This window comes from Propionispira arboris, assembly GCF_900109225.1.
GTDB lineage: Bacteria > Bacillota > Negativicutes > Selenomonadales > Selenomonadaceae > Propionispira > Propionispira arboris.
Map to the genome: position 1 here is coordinate 1 of NZ_FNZK01000030.1, position 21,385 is coordinate 21,385.

Below are 21,385 nucleotides of genomic sequence, written 5' to 3' on the forward strand. Positions count from 1 at the left end.
AATCTGTGATGAATGGGGTTATGTGCCATTGGACAGAGAAGCTGCACAATTGCTGTTTCAAGTTATTTCCGACAGCTATGAGCGCAGGAACGTTGTTTTGACAACCAATCTTGAGTTCAGCCGCTGGGTGAGTATTTTTTATGATGAACAAATGACCGCAGCCATAATTGATCGGCTGGTACACCATAGTTATCTCTTGCTTTACGATGGCCCTAGCAACCGCATGCGCGATTCGCTTATGCGGCAAGATGGATAAAATTCCCCACCCATATAGGTGAGGAAAAACTTTTGCAAAAGTGAGGAATTTTCACTTGCAAAATACATCTCTGAATAAACCGCGTCAATTTACCATTCAGTGGGCCTGCTTTTTCTGTACCAGTTCGAGCACCTGGAACCATTTCTTCATCTAGTTTTTTAAATTCAGTTATGAGTTCCGATAATTTATATGGTATTGGACTATCAATAGTAAAACTCCCAGCAATGTCATCCTTCTTGAATAACTCTAAATTTTTCCTTTTTTGATAAATAACCGCATTAGAAAATGCCATTGCTTGGTTGGGCGCATTATTATCGCTCCTATCTAACATGAGAGAAATCATTTCTTCATATGTTAGAAGCCAATATGGAAGAAATAATATTCCATCACTACTATTATCATTTGGCCCTGCAATCTTTATATGTTGAAAACCATCTGCTATAAGCGTTGAATATTCCCCATGTATATCAAAAACAATAGCATTTGCAGATGGTAAGTTTGCAACCTGTTCAAGTAATTTTGCAACGGTCCAAGATTTCCCCGAGCCAGTGCTTCCCACAATAACAGCATGCCGTTGAAAAAATTTATTTCCATCTAACCATGCCTCTGCATTATCATCAAGAGTATAGTATCCCAAAGTTAAAGGATTACCACTATCCAAAGCAATCTGTGAAATTGCTTTCATAAAATTAGTGAGACGTTCTCCATTAAGCATATAACAGTCGGCATCAATTTCAGGAACAGTTTCAAGAGTTCGTTTAAACACATTGTTTCTTATCCCAACTTTATCAATATGAGTCCCTATTAAATTAGCCTTTACCACATTATCAATATTACAAATTGGATTATTATCTTCATCAAAAGATTCAATCGATGATTTACGCATTATTTTATTAACTAAGGCAATTAAATGTTGCCCCACTTTGGAACTTTGAATAACAACTAAATGATTTACCTGCATTTGCTTTAACTTCTCAACATTATCAATTTTAATAACAATATTGGCTGTATCTACGCTTTCAATAACACCTATTTTTTCAGGAGAATGTTTTTCAAAATCAAGAATTCCCATTTTATTACCTCCTATTACTCAAACCACAATTCATAAAACAAATCTATTTGCCAAAAATCCTCGTCAAAAACTTCTTTATCATCTTTAGAATAATTAATTATTGATCCACCACTAGGATTCTTTGAGACTATCAAACACGTATCAGATTTATCTTGTAAAAAAAGTTCACTCATTTTTGATGTTACGTCCTTGGTAATAATTACAATTGGTTTATCATTTTTTCTATTTTCATCAATAATAATAGGTTGAATGTGTTCATCATTAAACCCATAACCAATGCAAAGGTATGCACTCGACTTACGTAAAGCTTTGTCCGCTTCAGCAATAACTTCTCTAAAAGGCTCTTTATGTGTCTCTTTATATTTTCCATTTCCAGGAGTAACAATCATCGGAATATATGCATCCGAATACTTACCACTAAAAAAATCAGTAGCTATAATATTATAATTTTTTTTATTTCTAAACCAATCAATTGAGCCATGTACTTTATATAAGTTAATAATTCTTTTCCCATCATCATTATTAAACCTATTAAAACTTTTAATGCAACATCCCGAAAATCCAGTTTCAACCTGTCCTTCAGAAGAATCAATTGCATATTCTATGAGTCGATCATAATTAGTTGTAACAACATTAGTTACACCAGCGCGTTGAACAAATTTCTTAATAATCTTAGTTAAAGAAGGCACTGTTCCTGTTTTTAAAAATACATTAATTGCTTTTCGATCATTTTTGTCTATTAATGACCACACCGTTGATATAATCGAATTATGTATATCTTCCTCAAGAAATACTCTTTCTAATGCCATTTCAAGATTATCAGAACATTTCAGATTTTCCAAAAATTCTTTCCATGAATCATCATTACAATATTTTCCATTAAGTTTATTAACAATTTCCTCAGACAAACATTTCATGGATGGTAATCCATAAGGTGCAGAACCTCCACTGCCGATTAATAAAGCAACATTCCCTTCTAATTTTCTTTGTATAGTTGTAGCAAATTTTTCATACTTATCTACTTCTTTTTTCTTCGCCTTCATATCAATTCTCCCTAATCATGTTCAAAAGCTTATCAACCTTAATGACAAAACAACAAGGACATTTCCACTTTGTCATTTTTTATTAAATATTCACAAATTTTAACATACAAAAACAGACGACTAAAACAATTACCCTCTACTTGTTCAGTCGCCTAATAAAAGCACCACCATATAGTAAAGTTTTGTTTATTCAAACTGATTCAACGATTTTGTCCAGCATCCCCATTTTTTTCACTTCTTTTCGTATTTATTGTCTTGCATTTTCTTACAAAAATCTTAACATTTCCATACTTCAAGCGTTCAAATGATCTTCGCTGTCGACGTTACAAATCAACAAAACTCACATTTTTTAATTATTTATAAATATTCACTTATTTTATATAGTATAAGACTTTAAACCCAGTTTTTCAATAAAAACTACAAATTTTCCGAAAAATATTTTCGTCTTATTATTTCGAACCATTTACTCGTTCCGATTGCTTTCAAATTTCAAGAAACCCGAAGAAAATGGTGCAATAACATATGGCTAGAATATCGCTATAGTAACTCGCAGCGCATAACAGTAACTGCATTACCAGTTAAAAAGACTCGATCCGAAACAACTTTTACGCCTATATATCCGCCTCGTTTTGAAACTTGGTATGCTGTCAACTCACTCTTTCCAAGTTTTCCCTGCCAATATGGACCTAATAAGCAATGTGCTGAACCAGTAACAGGATCTTCATTGATCCCAACGGCCGGAGCAAAGCAGCGGGAAACAAAGTCATACTTGCCGATCGATGATGCACTGGTCACGATAATTCCACTGGCAGGCAATCGTAAAAGCTTTTCCAAATCCGGTTTTAGTGTCTTAACCGTATCTTCATCACTTACTTCTGCAAGATACATATCAGCATTTAATCCCGTATATAAAAGTTTTACGCCAAGTGCATCAGATAATCCTAATAAATCGACTTTTTGAACTGGCTTTGCCGGAAAATTCAATTCGATTCCATTGTCTTTTATACAGGCTGTCAGTATTCCACTACGTGTAAAAAATTGCACGGTCTGTTCTTTATCGATCAAACCCGTTTCATAAATTATGTGAGCACTTGCCAGTGTTGCATGTCCACAAAAATCGATTTCACGAGTAGGTGTAAACCAACGCAGTTCAAACCCGTCTTTCCGTCGGGTCAAAAAAGCTGTCTCCGATAAGTTCATTTCACAGGCCACATTTTGCATCCAGGTATCATCCCGTTCACGATCCAAAATAGAAACCCCTGCCGGATTTCCTTTAAAGGGTTCCTTTGTAAACGCATCTACCTGAAATATTTCGACTCCCATAATAAATCCCCCCCACAGTATGACTTTATACATAATAGCTTCCAATAAGAACATTTCTTCGAAGGACACCGAGAACATTTGTTTTTGTCACCTTAAATAACGGCATAAAAAAAACCGCCTAGCGGTTTGCTAGCGGCCTTCTTCATGATTTTTAATCTTCGAGGAGAGCCGATGCAACCAAACATCAACTATCTCATTGTCTACATTATAACACTCAAAAATATTCCTATCAATCATTTCAAAATATTTTATAATTTCCAATGATGTTTCTAGGTGCTACAGGCTTTGTTTTGCAAGCACCTTTTTATTTCTTTTTTTGCATTTTTCAGGCCGCAAAATAGACGACTGAAACCCATTATTCAATCGCCTAATAAAAATCATATAATTTTAAAATTAATTTGTTTAAACAGAACAGGAGTGCTATAATTTTCTCAGAGATAATTGATGGTGTCGGTTTTTCTACTCCCAGAGTAGGGGGTGGTTCTATGACAGTTTATGAAACGTTATCTTTAATGATAACCTTTGGTATCCTGCTTGTTGCCATTCTTTCATTCCGTAAATAACGGCATGAAAAAAACCGCCTAGCGGTTGCGAGCGGTCTTCTTCAAAGAATGTTTAATTCGAGAAGAGCCGACGCACCCAAACATCAACTATCTCTTTGTTTCTATTATAACACTCAAAAATATTCATATCAATCATTTCAAAAAATTTTATAATTTCCAATGATGTTTCTAGGTGCTACAGACTTTGTTCTGTAAGCACCTTTTTTAATAAATTTTACTCTCCAACCTCGAAATAATCTAGATCAAGCCGCTTCATGTCATAAACCATCTCACTCGAAACGCCGACGCCAAATTCAATCATGAGCTGAGCAAGCATCATCCCATCGATCAAAACAATCCGATTACCAACTCTCGCTGCAATATCCTTGGCTTGCTGCGTGAAAGTTGATGTTGTGATAAAAATTCCCTTTTGTGCATTTTTTAGCTGCAAAGCACCAATAAAAGTCTGAATATCGGGACTGCCGACGGAATTTTTCCAACGTTTTGCTTGCACATAGATCACATCTAGACCAAGACGATCTTCTTTAATAATGCCGTCAATTCCCTCATCCCCCGTTTTCCCAACCACTTGTGCTGCATCTTCGCGTGAACCACCATAGCCCATTTTCAGCAGCACATCCAATACAAGCTGTTCAAAAAACGACGGTGAATTGGCAGCGATTTTCTGAAGAAGATCCTCCGACAACGCATTTTGAATTGCCTGGTAAGATTCATCCATCTGTTCTCGCGGTGTACTTACAGTTTCATCGTCATCCATTGGAATTAGCTGAGTTTTTGCTTCCTTGGCTGGTCGCTTAAACGCAACAAATTCGGAATACTGTCCTAATAACTTATTTGTTATTTTAGTAGGAGATGCCGCCAGCAAATCCAAACCACGCTGTGTAATCTGGAAATGTCCACTGATAACTGCATTGATTAATAAAGATTTCTTTAAATACGTCCTTGCCCAGCCAAGACGGTTATAAAACATATTCTGACGCCCTGAAGGAAATAGACGATTTTTTTCTTCTTCCGTCATATTGAAACCATCCGTCAAAGCCTCTTGCAAGCTTTTGAGTGTATGTACCTGCCCATCACTCAAGTGCTGCAAAAAAGGCAGCATAATATCTTCATATGTAGGTATAGCCATAATCAAGTCCCCTTTTTAAAGCCATTTTAATTCATATACTAACTAAAAAGCTGTTCTTTTTATTGCACTCAGCGAAAATCCTTCGAAAATTTACTTTTTTTCCTGCAATACTTTTTTCAATAATGTTCGAGCATTTTCTTCTGAAGGATCATTGGTACCAAGCTCGCCACGAAAAGCACGAGCGAGAATTGATTTTTTGATCAAATTAATTTTTCCTAAAACATTAATCATTTCTTTGGCTTTTTCCTCATTTTCTAATATACAATCAAGAATACGAACGATTTCTTTTTGTTCATCTGGGGATGGAATTTGTATTAAAGTATTTTTTACATCGGTTTGATTTATACTAGCCTGATTTACTGCATGCTTAGCATTTTTCCTTAATTCAGCCAATCCCATATTTGAGTTTAGATATTTTATTATGTATTCGGCATTGACATCATTATTCAAAGTTATTCTCATTACATTGCTTTCAAATACGGCAGGTTCTTCTATATTTCTTACCAATGCTGATTTGCCTAAATAATTAATACTGTTGACTCTGTTAATCAAAATATCATTGTTCTTTAAACTATATAAATTAATTTCAGCTTCTTCTATATTTAATTTTTTCAAAGTCCGCCAGGGGTGTATATGCCCATCATAAAAATTATCAATCCTTACAATTAAGCACCCACTTCCGTAAGCAGACCTCGGTTTATAGAGCCCATTTTGCGGACCATTTCCAATCAACTTTCCTAGTTTTTTTTCTTTCCAACTATCGATCCCAATCCCATGCTCGATTCGCCAGTTTGCTGTCAGTTCTCCGCTAAATGCTTTATGCAGAATTGCCGCTTTGCGATTGGCAAAGAAATCCAGTGTATTCTGAACAAGCTTTTTCGCTTGGTCGAGCTTGGCGAAAAGGCTTTCGATACGGTCAACAATTCGTTGCTGCTCGACTAGAGGCGAGAGTGGAATTTCAACAAGACTTACCTTGCTGGCCGATAATTCTAAGAATGTTGTACCGCTTGCATATGATTCCAATAATACCTTACTATATTTTAAATAAAAATATAAATATTTAGGCAAATAAGCTACTGATGGAAGAAAATTTTTAAACCCTTGATTCGTAGATAATACATTTTCTGCAATTGCAACATAACCTATCGGAGCTCGTGACGATAATAGTACTGTACCACTAGGCATAATTCTTGCAGAACTTTTTTTCAAACCAAGTTCTGTTATATTTTTTTTACCATGAGAAATATATATATTCGTATACCCAGATAAATCAACCGGACTAATCCATGGTATAGATCCATTTTCATAGTATTCATTTACTCTCGACGATGGTGTGCCACCACCAATAACTGAAGTAATATCCCCCAGTCTTGTCCACACCCAATTTTCCGGCACTTTATAAGGTTGTTCCGCTTCTGGCACAAGTGCCTGTTCTAGCAACTCATCCAAACTCAATTCTTGTTTCTGCTTCGCCATTATTGCTTGACCCCCAGCATACGCAGCTCTTTTACCACACTCTGGATAAGATCAACAGCTTCTTCTAATTGTGCTACAATCTCTTCGCCGCTTTCAATCGGATCTTGCAGATCTTCATAGTCAAGAATACTGTCGTCGCGAATCAATCCGAGATCAAGGCTGTCGTTTTTCTCCTTAATCTGTTCACGCGTAAATACCTTAAAGCGCTCATCTTGTACCTTCGTACGGTCTTCAGCTGTATAAGCCTTGATAAAACCTTCAAAATGTTCTTTTCTCAGGGGATTCGTCTTGCCGAAATTCTGCATATTCGTTCGCATATCGTAAAACCAAACCTGTTTGGTATTGCCTTTATCGCTTTTTTCGCGAGTGAAAAACAGAACATTTGTCTTTACCCCTTGGGCATAAAAAATACCGGTTGGTAGGCGTAAAACCGTATGGAGATTACATTTATCCATCAAATCTGCCCGTACGCTGGCACCATCGCCATCGGCAAAAAGAACGTTATCTGGTAAGACCACCGCAGCCCGAGCCTGACCGTTTTTCTTTAAGGAACGATAAATATGCTGCAAAAAATTCAATTGCTTATTAGAGCTTGGATAAACCAAATCTTTGCGCGTTGCCCGTTCGCCGCCTTTTTTAGTGCCAAATGGAGGATTGGTTAAGACGACGTCAAGATTTTTTATGTTTTCACCAGCACTCGATAAAGTATCCACCAGAAGGATTTCGCCTTCAATATCATGGAGCATGGCATTCATTAGTGCTAGACGATGTGTATCATGCACGAGCTCACAACCCGTAAAAGCTTCGTGTCGCTGGAAATTCTGCTGTTTAACTGAAAGATCAAATAACTCATCTTGCTCTTTTTTGATGTGCTTATCCGCTGCGATCATGAAGCCGAACGTACCACAAGCCGGATCGTTGCATAATTCACCAACCTTCGGATCGATCAAAGCAACCATAACATCAATCAATACGCGCGGTGTAAAATACTGCCCCGCTCCAGATTTTTTTTCGTTGGCATTTTTTTCTAAAAGTCCTTCATAGAGATTTCCGAGTCCTTCTTCTTTCGCCGAATACCAATCGAGTTCATCAATGGATTTTATGATTTTTTCTAGATTTTTCGGTTCCTCAATGTTGGAACGAGCTCCCGCATAAATCTCACGAATACGCCCCAGACAGTTTTCGCCGAATTCACTTAAAATTGTATTATAATAACGCTTCAAATCGATGCCCTGTTTTTTGACCAAGTCCGCCCAGGTATAAGACTCTATTGTCAAAGCCGCATCTTCTTTTTTGACAATACTTTTTAATATATTGTCTTCATTGCCCGTTTCCTTCATCATTTTCAAAAACAGAATATAGGTTAGTTCGGTTACATATTGATGATAAGTAATACCATCATCTCTTAAAACATTGCAGAGATTCCACAGTTTTGCTACGATTTCTTGATTGTTCATTTTATGCACTCCAATTTTCATACAGGTACTCGTTAAGTTCTGCAATGATTTCTTCTAATTTATTTCCAAATACTTTGTTCATGACCTTATAGCCGCCCTTTGATTGGAAAGCTCCTATTTCAAAGGTTTCTTTATTCAGAATGCTGTCATGTAAAAGCTGTTTTTCGATCCGCTCCAGCCAATCAAGTTCCATTTTTTTAAAAGTATGCTTTTTCTTCAGTTTGTTTACAGCTTGTTCAATTCTTGCCGCATGGCTAATCAGTGGAATGCCTGAAGCCAAATTTCGGATGAAAGTAATGATATCTGCTGCTATTTCTTCATTTTTCATTTCTTTCCAGGCAGAGTTAAGCTGCACTTCGGTAAATTCATGCCGATCGAGCTCCAATTTTAGCTTTTTCAGTGCCTCACGCGTCAATTCTTTCGGTCGCGTGCAAACAATATTCAAAGCATCCATCGTATCTTTGTTTTCATCGACAAATCGCCTAAACTCGTCGAGATAGTCTTCCGGCTTTTTTCCTTTCCCATAACTGCGTGTATGTGCAATCAATTCATCTTCTTTAAATGAAATCACGACCGGCATGTTCCAATTATATTTTTGCACATCGAGCATATCAAACAAAGCCCGGCTCTGCAATATTTGCTTTTCAGCCAGAGGTGTTCCTAAAGCCTTTAATTTTTTGATAAATTCCGTGGGATTTTTGCTTCCACTTAAATATTCAAATTGTTCCAAGTCATCCGCACTGAGATTTCTTTTTTTGCGCTGCAACTTGGCGATAAGTATGTCGATAACATTCTTTTTTTGTTCTTCTGTTTCTAGTATTGTCAAACCATTCAGCAGATCACCAAACGAGGTCTCACCATTGGCAGCTACTGGTTTCATCGTGCTCACCGGTGCCAAAGATTCATATACGCCGACAGGATCAAATATTTCAAAATGCGACTTGCCAATTTCCGGACAAAGACGCGTTGCCCGCCCCAGCATCTGTTCAAACAGAATTCGCGATTTCACACGGCGCATAAAAACTAGGCTCGTAATCTTTGGCACATCAATACCTGTAGTCAAAAGATCTACTGTCACGGCAATATTAGGATATGCTTCATTCTTGAATCGCTTGATTGCCGCGGCGATCTTTTTCTTGTTTCCGTCACCAAGTGCTCCGGTAATCTTCAAGATAGCATCATTATCGACTCCGTATTCCGCGTATATTTCACGCAATAATTTTACAATAAGATCCGCATGGGCATCATCAACCGCATAGATCAGCGTTTTTCCATTTCCTTCCGGATTGATAAACTTTGCGATTTCTTCCAATACCGTACGATTGAAATTCTCTGTAATAACCTTCCGATTAAAACTTTCAATATCAAAATTCAGTTCATCTTCGATTTCCTCACTATTTGTCAGCTCTCCTGTCACCGGATCATAGATAGCAACGGTCTCGCCTTTGTCATAATGAATACCCTCGGTGCTGAGCTTTGTTTCCAATGTATGCGGCATATCATGATCGACCAAAAACCCGTCGATTACAGCTTCTCGATAAGAATAGTTAAATACCGGTTTACCAAAAATATCCGTCGTTTGCAGAGCTGGCGTTGCCGTAAGCGCAATTTTAACGGCATCAAAGTATTCAATGACAGTCCGGTATTTGCTTACGTAATCGTTCTGGTTTCGGTAAAGCAGCTCATCGTCTCCCATCTCTTTGTCGAGGATATAACCACGATGTGCTTCGTCAATAATGATCAAATCATAGTCCGTAACCGCTGGCATAGATTCTCCCGTATTATAGAGAATCCGCTTAACCAAGCTCTGTACCGTGGCCACCTGAAGTTTTGTTTCCTTATCAATTTCTTTATCTTCAAGTTCTTTGATATTATATAGTTCATCAAACGTCAGCAGCTCTTCCAGCTTTACTTCTTTAAATACATCTTGTGCCTGTTCCCCTAGCGCGGTTCGATCGACTAGGAACAAAACTCTTTTAAAGCGGTCTGCCTTGATAAAGCGATAGATGAGCCCCAATATCGTCCGTGTTTTCCCCGTACCGGTAGCCATAGACAAAAGTGCCGTCTGCTTCCCATCGACGATGACTTGTTCCGCAGCTTGAATTGCTCTGATCTGATACTCTCTCAGATTGAGTCCATCTTTATCTGCCAGAATTTCATAACCAGTCTTTGCCAGTGAGGCATTCGCCGCAGCGATGTCTTGTTCCAGACGTTCCAGCAGCCCCGCAGGACTCGGCCAGCCTTGCTGCGCATAGGAAATATTCGAGACCTGCCGCGCATCCAAGAACCAGATTCCCGATTTTATATCGAGCTGTTTTAGATATTTTCTGCCATTCGTCGCAAACAAAAACGGTACCTTATAAGCGCCCCATTGACTAATGAGATACTCTTCGTGTTCTTTTTTGATTGTTTTTGCATAATCCTTGCACTGCGTATCGATAACAGCAGGAATGTCTTTGTATTTTCGTTTTGCTTCTACTACAGCTACCAATTTTAAACCGACAAAAAGCGCATAATCCACCGCACCTTTTGTCGCAACCAATGAATCGGTCGGCCATTCAGCAATCGCTAGATTTTTCCCTTTTACCGGTCTTGTTCCTTTTGAATAACGAATATGCATCGTATCAGCTTCCCAGCCGACCTGCCGCAACTGTTCATCAATTAAGTATCGCGTTTCTGCTTCACTCATATGTAATTGATCTGCTGCCTTGCTGCTTTGCCGCCGCCTATCATCAAGAGATATAACGGATCCCACAGCTTTCGCACTCGCAAGCTCAGCCGTAAGTGCTTCTATTTTTGCTTCCTGCTGCTTACTAAGGACAGCAATATCATCGACAGAACTTGTCTTTTCCGGAACAACAAATCCCACCGCTTTGTAATTCCAATCTCCATAGGTCTGCATAAACCAAACACCAAGTTTATAGGCAAACTCGACTAAAAGGTTAGACTGCTTTGTTGATTCATAGCCACTATGGACAGCTTTATTGCGGTTTTGTCGCAGTGAAAAAAGGATATCATCAATTTCACGAGGAAGCAAGCCTTCCTTTTTCAGTAATTTAATGCGCCGATCATGTGTATTATCCCATTCCGGTTCACTTATTTTATCAAACGTAAATATGAGGTGAACGATCGTTTCGGCAAATAACCCCAGTTTTATCAGACAGGAATTTGAATCCGTATAAATATATTTTTCCGCCATACTGCCAACAGATGCTAGCAACGGCCATCGCGCTTCGAGAAAACTAAAATTCGACTTCAATAAGATCGCCTCCCAGTTACAATGTCAATCCAATACTATATCTTAAAAATAAGCAAACTAACCATAATATATTTTCCATATGGATTCGCAAATTCCTCTTTATTGCATGAAAACCTACTACATTCACTTCATTATTAAAGCTCACGGCATCCACTTACTGCTTATTGCCATCGCAATAAGTTACGCTACAAAAATAGACGACTGAAACCTATCATTCAATCGCCTAATAAAAATCATATAATTTTAAAATCAATTTGTTTAAATAGAACGGGAGTGCTATAATTTTCTCAGAGATAGTTGATGGTGTCGGTTTTTCTACTCCCAAAGTAGGGGGTGGTTCTATGACAGTTTATGAAACGTTATCTTTAATGATAACCTTTGGTATCCTGCTTATTGCCATTCTTTCATTCCGTAAATAACGGCATGAAAAAAACCGCCTAAACGGTTAAGCGGGTTCTTTTCAAACAAAAATGTAGAGGAGAGCCGACGCAACCAAACATCAACTATCTCTTTGTCTATATTATAACACTCAAAAATATTCATATCAATCATTTCAAAAAATTTTATAATTTACAATGATGCTTCTAGATGCTACAGGCTTTGTTCTGTAAGCACCTTTTTATTCCTTTTTTTGCATTTTTCAGGCCGCAAAAATAGACGACTGGAATCTATTATTCAGTCGCCTAATAAAAGTCATATCATTTTAAAATCAATTTGTTTAAACAGAACAGGTGTGCTATAATTTTCTCAGAGATAGTTGATGGTGTCGGTTTTTCTACTCCCAAAGTAGGGGGTGGTTCTATGACAGTTTATGAAACGTTATCTTTAATGATAACCTTTGGTATCCTGCTTGTTGCCATTCTTTCATTCCGTAAATAACGGCATGAAAAAAACCGCCTAAACGGTTTTAAGCGGGCTCTTTTCAAAACATTCAACAGAGAAGAGCCGACGCAACCACACATCAACTATCTCTTTGTTTATATTATAACAGCTGCTAATATTTTTTTCAATAATTTAAAATATTACATATGAATCTAGAAACTAGCTCCCTCCTATAGGTTGATAGTTACTGGGGCTTTAACAATATAATGCCTCCGCCTACAAAGGCCACAATACAAATCCATGCAAAAAGATCGCCAATCTTACTATATATTGAATTTCCAGTCGCTACAGGAACCTGCACCACGATCCTTGCATCTTCTACAACATCCGTAAAGATTTTTGATAAAACCCGTCCCCTATTATCGCTAACACTTAACAAGCCCCATTGAGCAGCCCGCACAACTGAAAAGTTACCTTCCACGCCCCGGATAATGGCTACTCGAGCATGACTCCAGGCGTCATCATGAAAATCAAGTGCTGGCACAAATACAATACCTACACCTTGTTTACTGTACTCTAATGATGGCTCTGTAAAATCCATATCTTTGCAAATCTCTACACCCTTGTTTTCAAAAATGCCTATACTGTTCCCCGATGTATATCTATTTTCAAACGTAGTTTGTAAATGCTGTTTATCGTATTGCAAGGTTTTCTCTCCAACGCTTGAAACCACGAAGGCTGTATTCTTCCATGCAGCTCCATCATGATTACTCACACCAATAATCAAGCAAATATTTTTTCTCCGTGCAGCTTCGTAAATTTTTTCCAAATCACGCTCTGACGTTATTGTGATAATTTTTTCAGGAAGAACCATATAGTTCGCACCGACTTTTGCTAAATCATCTATTTGGTCGATATACCGTTGAATCAATGCGTTGACTTTTTCTGGATCTTTATTTTCTGCAACAACTAAATATTGCTGCAAATTAATAGAAACTGTACTTGCTCCTACTTTTACATATTCTTCTCCTACTGGCATATACAGCCTGTATAACCCCAATAGAATGACAACCATCACTACACTACCCGTAAGCAAATTTTGTTTTATATTTCTAAAGGATTTATATTCTATAAGCAGTGCCACGTTGGCTGCCACCATAGTCATAATAAAGGTAATTCCCCATATTCCAACAAGTGAGGCAACCTGAATAACAATAAGATTATCCGCTTGCGTATATGCTATACTGCCAACCGTTCCATGCGGTGAAAACAACGATATAATATATTCATATCCAGTGACTCCTGTTGCAAAAATTAAAATCGTTTTCCAGCTTTTCCAACGCTTTATCGCCATTTTAAATATCATTAGAGTTCCACCAAATAAAATTGCATTAAGGAATATCCATGATCCATAAACAAAAATTGGTAAAACATTGTGTGGATTTGCATTTCCTAAAAAATATGCCATACTACCAACAAAAAACGAGTTCTTAAAATTCGCTTTAAGAGCATATACAGTCGCTAAACTTAAGCCAATCCAAGAAAGCACCCAGTATTCTGTTCCAAAGTAAAAAAATCCTGCATCAACAAACATGATTAGAATAAGCTTTATTAAATTCAAATTTTTATTTATGTATATCACTTCTTCCATAAGATATTCGCCAATCAAGCATAATTAGGCAGTAATCGCACTCTCATTTTAGCATCTTTTTCTAAACATTTATACCTTTCAAAATGCAAAAAATAGGCGACTGTACCGATCATAACGATGGGTACAGTCGCCTAAGAGGACACCAGAGAAATTTGTTTTTTGTCGCCTTAAATAACAGCATGAATTTCACATGGCTCTCCCTATTGATATAGGATCTAAAATAACTATATCCACTAAATACCAAGTTCATCCTTAATAATAATTACAGTTATTCTTCCTTTAGGATATGATTTTTCTATGATTGACCAGCTATTGCATATTCTTCTCGGTGAAGAACAATTCATACATTTATTCATGGTTATACATGGAGTTTTTAAGTCTGGATGCCGTGCTGCATTTTTCGGCGCAGTATATTCTCGAACCTTTTTAAATGCAGCATCAAGATCCTGTACGATTTTGTTCAGACTTACCGTTAAGATAACTTTTTTAGGACCAAAAGTTATCCCTCCGATACGATTACCAATCATATCAAGATTCACCAGAATACCGTCAAGTGTTACTGCATTGGTTCCGGTTAAAAATAAATCTACCGTAAGTGCTTCTTTTTTTCGAACTAGCTGTTCTTTAAATGATTCATCCGGATTAAAAGTATCAATAAATGTGAAATCACTGCAAGTTTTACAATACTCAAGAATCCCTGTACTTTTAAGTGTTTCTGAGTCACCATAGGAAACAGTTTGAGGTTTAATATCCATTATAATATTTTTTATAAAGGTACTTGCTTCCACTACGTTTTCTGCAATTTCACAATTAAAATTGTTTTTCAAAAGAGATTTTTGACAAGTTTCTAAAAGTGACATTTTAAATTCTCACCTCTCTTAATTTTATTAAAAACAATGAAATATAATGGAGTGATATAATGTTCTCTGAGATAGTTGATGGTGTCGGTTTTTCTACTTCCAAAGTAGGGGGGATGGTATCCTGCTTCATGCCATTCTTTCATTCCGTAAATAACGGCATGAAAAAAACCGCCTAGCGGTTGCGAGCGGTCTTCTTCACAGAATTTTCAATTCGAGAAGAGCTGACGCATCCAAACATCAACTATCTCTTTGTCTATATTATAACACTCAAAAATATTCATATCAATCATTTCAAAACATTTTATAATTTGCAATGATGCTTCTAGGTGCTACAGGCTTTGTTCTGTAAGCACCTTTTTTAATAAATTCTACTCTTCAACCTCGAAATCATCTATAGTAACTCGCTGCATGATAAGTGTGAACAATTCCCCTCTACATTTATCCATTTATCCCCTTACGATATTCATCTGGCGGAAGCATGAGAGCATCAAGCACCGTTTGAGTATCGGCAGAAATTCGCCCAGTTTGCCTATATTCCATTCCGGCGGATCGAACAGCTTCAAGATATGGCTTTGTAACACACTCTGTTCCTTTAAAGGAAAGCAGAGGCGCTTCCATGCAAAGTATCATAGGAATATCCGACCCGAACATACGCTGAAACTGGAATATCAGTGCGTCGAAGTTACCTTTTCTATCAGGAAAACCACAGCCAGAAATCAGTATTACTTTTTTAACACCATCTTCGGTTCCGGGATGGTGTGTTTTACCCTCATCATCAACATACATAGTTGGGCCTGAGAGCGAAATCGTTCTATCCATCAATGCCTTGCAGTTTGACGGTACGGAATAACAGTAAAGTGGAGTTGACCATATCACAAGATCGGCAGTTTGTAATTTTTCTAGAATAGCTGCAACATCATCTTTTTGGCAGCATTTTCCTGAAGTTTTGAACCAGCAAGAATAACACCCCTTGCAAGGACGGATATCCGACTTCATTGTGTCGACAATTTCAGCCGTTTCGACCATTCCGTCAAGAAATGCACGAGTCAATTTCATAGTATCACTATTTTCGCCTTTGGGCGAACCGTTAATTACTACTATATTCATTTTGTTTCTCCTTGCTTTTCCACAGCAACCCAAATTTCACTTTCATAATCCAATGAAGACATATCACCGTCGGGATAAGCCTCAAAATCTATCTCATTCTTCGGCACATAATCTGATGTCGGAAAAAACTCTGTGTAGATTTTACGCCAAAGATCTTGTATTGCATCCGGCATTGCGCCTTTGCATTTGAATATAGCCCATGTTCTTGCGGGAATTTCGTTTATACGAAAACCGTCAGGCACCGGCATTTTTCCATTGTAACCTGAAGCTATCGAATATGGAAATTCCGCTGAGCAGCCGTTTCCATAGCATATACCTAAAATCTGACCGTCAAATTCCGAGTCGCCGCAGTAACCGCACAATGTTTCGATCGTTCCGTCAGCTTTCGAATGTGTCCAGAATTCGGGTATCTCCTTCAGGTTCAAATCATCCTTGGTCGAGAATGACTTGACTTTTTCCATGACCTTAAACGTTTTCTTTTCTTCAAGTTTATAATCCATAACATAACCGCCCTCTAAAACAAGTTTAACGGAAAGTTTTGAAAACAATTTGAGATTTGCGCCGACATTTTTCGCCTGTGACGGCGTGATGCCGTGAAATTTTACGAACGCCCGTCCAAAACCTTCGGGGCTATCATAACCGTATTTCAAGGCAACATCGATGACCTTGATATTAGATGATGCAAGCTCCATTCCCGCAAGCGCGAGCCGACGGGCGCGAATGTATTCGCCAAGCGTATAGCCGCAGAGAATTCCAAACACGCGTTGAAAATGAAAATTTGAGGAGTACGCCCGCTTTGCGATCTCGTCATAATCTAATTCTTCCTTTATGTTTTCTTCAATATAGTCAATTGCATGTTGTATTCCAGCTATCCAATTCAAACAGTTTCACATCCTTCCGTTTAATATCATTATAGAAGGTTCAACATATTATTTCCTGACTTTTTGTGCGGAGAGCTGTCTGAAAGACACCAGAGATGTTTGTTTTTTGTCACCCTAAATAACAGCATGAAAAAAAACCGTCTAAACGGTTAAGCCGGCTCTTTTCAAATCATTTATTTGGAGAAGAGCCAACGCCCTACCAAACATCAACTATCTCTTTGTTTATAGTATAACAGCTGCTAATATCCTTTTTCAATATACGAAAGATTGCCTATAAATATAAACTGATATGCAGCCCCTCTTTGAATCTTCTAAAGCCTCAGCGCTCCTTATGTTCACACAATATATCATCCACACAACTTTCAATATCAGACATAATTTCATTAAAAAACAACATTTCTTCTTGTGTAAAAGCGCTGAACTTTTTTATGATATTCTTACTAAGCGTTTCATGAAATTCTAAATGATAATTATACGCGATTTTTCCTTTATCTGTTAATTCCATCTGAACTACTTTTTTATTCTGCTGCTTTGCCGAACGAGCAACCATATCTTTCTGCGTTAATTTTTGTATTACTTTCGGAATAGCACTCTTTCGAATCCCCATTTTTTCTGCAATTTCTGTAATATTAATACCTGGGTTTCGACCAATAATATCAATAATATGTATTTCTGAAGCATATAATATTTCATCTGTTCCAAACGATCTTGGTTCCTTTAAGCCTTCATTTATTTTATTGGCAATTCTTAAAACTTTTTCAAATTGGACAGCATACGGTATTTTTTTTTCCAATTTATAAAACCTCCCTTCAGACATAATGCTTACCTATTGTGTTATTGAATATATACTCCCGTTTTTATTTTGTCAATATATAAATCTTTCTCGCTTTTTTAATTGAAATAATTTTTAAGAAGTATGCCCTATTTACTACTCCATAGGTTAATAATGCTATACTTTTCTACACAAAAATCCCCCTTGACTTTATTGTTCACCTGGTGTACATTTTAATTGTGAAGTAAGGATTTTTATAATTTACAGGTGTTTCCTTTGGAAATTATAAAATCAAACGTTACATTACAGAGAAAGGCGTGACTATAATAATGAAAAGTAAAAAAATTAAAATAATGATATTAGTTATCTTTATTGTTTTATTATTTTTAAGCATTGGATTTTATATTCATAAACACCATCAGGATATTTCTACTGACAATGCAATAATTGACGGCAAAACTGTTGTGTTAAGTCCAAAAGTTCAGGGCTACATAAAAAAAATCAATGTTGAAGATAACCAAAAAATAAGTGCCGGCGATGTTATCATGGAAATCGACACTACAGATTACCAAGTAAAAGTAGATCATGCACAAGCTGCTTTACTTACAGCGAAAGCAGCAATATCTGCAGCACAAAACAATGCGATAAAAGCAGGCATAACTGCTCCAGCAAATGTAGAAGTTTCAAAAAAGAAAATCGATGCTGCCCAAGCCACCTGGGAAAAAGCATATGCAGATAAGCAACGTATGCAAATGTTAATAAATAGTGGTGCCTGTTCTCAAGAACAATTTGATCAAGCTGTTGCAACAGAAGGTTCAGCAAAAGCAACTTTAGAACAAATGCAGGCTGAACTAGATGCATCAAATGCAGCGCCCGTTATTATTGCCGCCTCACAAGATACAGTTGAACAATTAAAAGCTGAAGAAAAACAAGCTAAATCAGATTTAGCAGAGGCTGAAAACAACTTACAAAACACAAAGATTATAGCTCCTATGGACGGAAGGATTACGAAACGCAGCGTTGAAGTTGGATCGTACGTAGAGCCGGGAACACAGCTCTGCTCTTTAGTTGGTCTTGATTTATGGATCACAGCAAATTTTAAAGAAAATCAATTAGAAGGTATGCATCCAGGAAATAAAGTTGATATTTCGGTTGATGCCTTCCCAAATTTAAAATTAACCGGGATAGTAGATAGTTTTCAAGCTGGTACAGGATCCTATTTTTCTTTATTTCCCGCTGAAAACGCAACGGGTAATTTTGTAAAAACAGTACAGCGCCTTCCTGTTAAAATTACTTTTGATCCGTTATCACCGGAAGATGCTTTATTACTAGGACCTGGTATGTCAGTAATTCCAACTGTGCACCTCAATAAAGGCGATGTGTAGCTATGGACGAAAAGCACACAAATCCACTTTTTATATCAACAGCTGTTAGTCTTGCCGCTTTTATGGAGATTTTAGATACAACGATTGCGAATGTAGCACTTACTCATATTGCCGGTAGTCTTGGTGCGAGTATGCAAGAAAGCACCTGGATACTCACATCGTATCTTATAACAAATGCTATTGTTTTGCCCATATCAGGATGGTTTTCCGCATTAATGGGGCGTAAAAACTTTTTTTTATTTTGTATTATAGGTTTTACAACAACCTCATTTTTATGTGGTATAGCAACATCACTGTCAGCATTAATTTTTTTTCGATTATTACAAGGTCTGGCAGGCGGTGGTTTACAACCTAGCCAACAAGCTATTATAAAAGACAGTTTCCCTCCTGAAAAGCTGGGAATGGCTTTTGCTATTACTGGTATAGCTACTGTTTTAGCCCCGATTTTAGGTCCTGCTTTTGGTGGATATATTACGGATGAATTTAGCTGGCGCTGGATTTTTTTCATTAATATTCCCGTTGGAATAGTAGCAGCTTTATTAGTTAAAAAATTTGTATATGATTCTGGTTCTTCTCGTAAACAAAAAGTCGGTAGTATGGATTATATTGGTCTTGGACTTATTGCTATTGGTTTAGGAACGTTACAAGTTGTATTAGACAATGGGGAACAATATGATTGGTTCGATAATTTTTTTATTGTTACTTTTTCAATTGTATCTGTCAGTTGCATTTTAGCATCGATTTTTTGGCTTTTAAAACAAAAGTATCCACTTGTTGACTTAAAACTATTTACCATCCCTAGTTTTGCGATCTCCTGCATTATGACGTTTTTTATTGGTGCCTTTGTCAATGTCACCGTTATGCTTTTACCTATGTTGGTACAAGCTGATTTTGGTTATAATGCAACTTTATCAGGAATGATATTGGTACCAGGTGGTATTGCTATTTTAGTTCTTCTTCCCGTGGTTGGGAAATTATTAAATATCATCCAAGCAAAATATCTGATTGCATTTGGTATGTTATTTAGTGCAGTCAGCATGTGGGTATCTGCACAATTAAGTCCGCAAACCGATGAAGCTTCATTTATTTTTATGCGAATTTTACAAACGATAGGCATTCCTTTCTTATTGATTCCGGTAACAACACTAGCATTTTCAAAAATTTCTACAAAAGACAGCAATAATGCATCTGCTATTACCGTTTTAATGAAAAACATTGGGGGGAGTATCGGAATTTCTTTAGTTACAAACTATCTTGTACACAGTCAGCAAATAGAACAGTCTCATTTGGTAGCACATTTAAATATCGGAGAATGGGGGTATAGAAACTATCTGGATATATATACACATATATTACAAAACTCACATTTTATATCTTTCATAAATCAAAAGGAAATTGTAAAAGGAAGTTTGGCTAAACTCTATCAATCCATTCAGTTACAGGCAAGCATTCTTGCTTATATTGATGTATTTACAATGTTAAGTTATATTTTCCTTGGACTTGCCGCTATATCTTTATTTATGCCAAAAAATATTATTCATAAATGAAATGATTCTATATTAAAGAACACCGAGGATGTTTGTTTTTATAACTTTAAATAACGGCATGAAAAAAACCGCCTAGCAGTTGCGAGAGCGGTCTTCTTCAAAGAATATTTAATTCGAGAAGAGCTGATGCATCCCAACATCAACTATCTCTTTATCTACATAATAACACTTAAAAATATTCATATCCATCATTTCAAAATATTTTATAATTTGCAATGATGTTTTTAGGTGCTGCAGGCTTTGTCCTGTAAGCACCTTTTTTAAACAATTTTTACACTCCAGCCTCGAAATTATCTATATCAAGCCGCTTTATCTCAAAACCGCAGTTTGGATTTAACTCTTATTCACTTCAATTTGTATTATGGTAAGCTTTCGCCAATATACTAATTGGATGCATTGTCTTAACCTCTGCCCCATGCTCAATCTGTGCGCGGCATGTACCACAATCTGTAAGAACCGTATCAACACCGCTTGCTTTTACTGTATCAAAGAGAGTATTTCCTATTTTCATGGAAAGATTATAGTTTTCCGCTTTATAACCGTAGTTGCCTGAAATTCCACAGCAGCCAGCATCGGCGTCGGTTACTTTAACACCTGGTACGAGTTTGAGTAGTTCCATGGCCGGAAGTCCAATTCCCTGTACGCGCAAGTGGCAGGGTGCATGATACATAAATTCATGACTCACTTCACCAAAGTTTTCATTTAATTGATCATTTTGGTAGAGTGCTTCTAAAAATTCACAGGCATCAAAAATATGTTTTGCATTTTCTTCCATGTCCGGA

General features: G+C 37.0%; 20 protein-coding genes. 6 read left to right on the forward strand and 14 right to left on the reverse strand.

Going from position 1 to position 21,385, the window contains the following annotated elements:
- Nucleotides 1-256: ATP-binding protein (locus tag BMY14_RS19775; protein WP_177177524.1), on the forward strand; the 256-nt coding region annotated here is incomplete at its 5' end.
- On the opposite strand, the gene BMY14_RS19780 is transcribed toward BMY14_RS19775, so the two are convergent.
- From BMY14_RS19780 to BMY14_RS19790, 3 genes are all read right to left on the reverse strand, one after another.
- Nucleotides 237-1,328, reverse strand: coding sequence for an ATP-binding protein (locus BMY14_RS19780; RefSeq protein WP_091835808.1), 1,092 nt, complete (start codon nucleotides 1,326-1,328; stop codon nucleotides 237-239). The two genes, BMY14_RS19775 and BMY14_RS19780, sit on opposite strands and share 20 nt — an antisense overlap.
- A 14-nt stretch (nucleotides 1,329-1,342) precedes the next feature.
- On the reverse strand, nucleotides 1,343-2,371 hold the full coding sequence (locus tag BMY14_RS19785; RefSeq protein ID WP_091835812.1) for an SIR2 family protein: 1,029 nt from the start codon (nucleotides 2,369-2,371) through the stop codon (nucleotides 1,343-1,345).
- Nucleotides 2,372-2,908: 537 nt separating this feature from the next.
- Nucleotides 2,909-3,694 carry a PhzF family phenazine biosynthesis protein gene (locus BMY14_RS19790; protein ID WP_091835815.1) on the reverse strand — a complete coding sequence of 262 codons (786 nt, stop codon included), beginning with the start codon at nucleotides 3,692-3,694 and terminating at the stop codon, nucleotides 2,909-2,911.
- Nucleotides 3,695-4,179: 485 nt separating this feature from the next.
- Between BMY14_RS19790 and BMY14_RS21245 the strand changes: the two genes are divergently transcribed.
- Entirely contained in the window at nucleotides 4,180-4,257 is a 78-nt protein-coding gene (locus BMY14_RS21245; RefSeq protein WP_407635984.1) for a putative holin-like toxin, read from the forward strand.
- Nucleotides 4,258-4,471: 214 nt separating this feature from the next.
- Here the strand turns inward: BMY14_RS21245 and BMY14_RS19795 are convergent, their stop codons facing one another.
- The 4 genes from BMY14_RS19795 to hsdR all read right to left on the reverse strand — a co-directional run bounded on the left by BMY14_RS19795 (nucleotide 4,472) and on the right by hsdR (nucleotide 11,578).
- A complete protein-coding gene (locus tag BMY14_RS19795) occupies nucleotides 4,472-5,386 on the reverse strand; it encodes a restriction endonuclease (RefSeq protein WP_091835818.1) in 915 nt (304 codons plus the stop codon).
- A 90-nt stretch (nucleotides 5,387-5,476) separates the two neighbouring features.
- A complete protein-coding gene (locus tag BMY14_RS19800; protein WP_091835821.1) occupies nucleotides 5,477-6,862 on the reverse strand; it encodes a restriction endonuclease subunit S in 1,386 nt (461 codons plus the stop codon).
- Nucleotides 6,862-8,319, reverse strand: a complete 1,458-nt coding sequence (locus BMY14_RS19805) for a class I SAM-dependent DNA methyltransferase (RefSeq protein ID WP_091835825.1) — start codon at nucleotides 8,317-8,319, stop codon at nucleotides 6,862-6,864. The genes BMY14_RS19800 and BMY14_RS19805 overlap by 1 nt, the downstream gene beginning before the upstream one ends.
- A 1-nt stretch (nucleotide 8,320) precedes the next feature.
- Nucleotides 8,321-11,578, reverse strand: a complete 3,258-nt coding sequence (gene hsdR / locus BMY14_RS19810; RefSeq protein ID WP_091835828.1) for a type I restriction-modification system endonuclease — start codon at nucleotides 11,576-11,578, stop codon at nucleotides 8,321-8,323.
- A gap of 341 nt (nucleotides 11,579-11,919) precedes the next feature.
- On the opposite strand from hsdR, the gene BMY14_RS21250 reads away from it, so the two are divergent.
- Nucleotides 11,920-11,997 (forward strand): putative holin-like toxin, encoded by a 78-nt coding sequence (locus tag BMY14_RS21250; RefSeq protein WP_425438935.1) that lies wholly within the window; start codon nucleotides 11,920-11,922, stop codon nucleotides 11,995-11,997.
- On the opposite strand, the gene BMY14_RS20715 is transcribed toward BMY14_RS21250, so the two are convergent.
- The gene (locus tag BMY14_RS20715; RefSeq protein ID WP_177177680.1) at nucleotides 11,969-12,130 is read right to left on the reverse strand and encodes a hypothetical protein; all 162 of its coding nucleotides are present in this window, start codon (nucleotides 12,128-12,130) and stop codon (nucleotides 11,969-11,971) included. The genes BMY14_RS21250 and BMY14_RS20715 overlap by 29 nt on opposite strands.
- A 249-nt stretch (nucleotides 12,131-12,379) precedes the next feature.
- Between BMY14_RS20715 and BMY14_RS21255 the strand changes: the two genes are divergently transcribed.
- The gene (locus tag BMY14_RS21255) at nucleotides 12,380-12,457 is read left to right on the forward strand and encodes a putative holin-like toxin (protein WP_407635984.1); all 78 of its coding nucleotides are present in this window, start codon (nucleotides 12,380-12,382) and stop codon (nucleotides 12,455-12,457) included.
- Between the two features lie 187 nt (nucleotides 12,458-12,644).
- Here BMY14_RS21255 and BMY14_RS19815 read toward each other — a convergent pair whose 3' ends face one another.
- From BMY14_RS19815 to BMY14_RS19835, 5 genes are all read right to left on the reverse strand, one after another.
- Nucleotides 12,645-14,051, reverse strand: a complete 1,407-nt coding sequence (locus BMY14_RS19815) for a nitrilase-related carbon-nitrogen hydrolase (RefSeq protein WP_091835831.1) — start codon at nucleotides 14,049-14,051, stop codon at nucleotides 12,645-12,647.
- Nucleotides 14,052-14,284: 233 nt separating this feature from the next.
- A complete protein-coding gene (locus tag BMY14_RS19820) occupies nucleotides 14,285-14,911 on the reverse strand; it encodes a lactate utilization protein (protein ID WP_091835834.1) in 627 nt (208 codons plus the stop codon).
- Between the two features lie 438 nt (nucleotides 14,912-15,349).
- Nucleotides 15,350-15,967 carry a flavodoxin family protein gene (locus BMY14_RS19825; protein WP_245741504.1) on the reverse strand — a complete coding sequence of 206 codons (618 nt, stop codon included), beginning with the start codon at nucleotides 15,965-15,967 and terminating at the stop codon, nucleotides 15,350-15,352.
- A gap of 47 nt (nucleotides 15,968-16,014) precedes the next feature.
- A complete protein-coding gene (locus tag BMY14_RS19830; protein ID WP_091835840.1) occupies nucleotides 16,015-16,899 on the reverse strand; it encodes an AraC family transcriptional regulator in 885 nt (294 codons plus the stop codon).
- Nucleotides 16,900-17,218: 319 nt separating this feature from the next.
- Nucleotides 17,219-17,692, reverse strand: coding sequence for a MarR family transcriptional regulator (locus BMY14_RS19835; protein ID WP_091835842.1), 474 nt, complete (start codon nucleotides 17,690-17,692; stop codon nucleotides 17,219-17,221).
- A 308-nt stretch (nucleotides 17,693-18,000) separates the two neighbouring features.
- On the opposite strand from BMY14_RS19835, the gene BMY14_RS19840 reads away from it, so the two are divergent.
- Together BMY14_RS19840 and BMY14_RS19845 are read left to right on the forward strand one after the other, a co-directional pair.
- Nucleotides 18,001-19,056, forward strand: coding sequence for an HlyD family secretion protein (locus BMY14_RS19840; protein WP_177177683.1), 1,056 nt, complete (start codon nucleotides 18,001-18,003; stop codon nucleotides 19,054-19,056).
- 2 nt (nucleotides 19,057-19,058) lie between these two features.
- Complete coding sequence (locus tag BMY14_RS19845; protein WP_091835845.1) at nucleotides 19,059-20,603, forward strand: DHA2 family efflux MFS transporter permease subunit; 1,545 nt, start codon at nucleotides 19,059-19,061, stop codon at nucleotides 20,601-20,603.
- A gap of 349 nt (nucleotides 20,604-20,952) precedes the next feature.
- Here BMY14_RS19845 and BMY14_RS19850 read toward each other — a convergent pair.
- The coding region (locus BMY14_RS19850) for a heterodisulfide reductase-related iron-sulfur binding cluster (protein WP_245741505.1) at nucleotides 20,953-21,385 on the reverse strand (433 nt) is incomplete at its 5' end.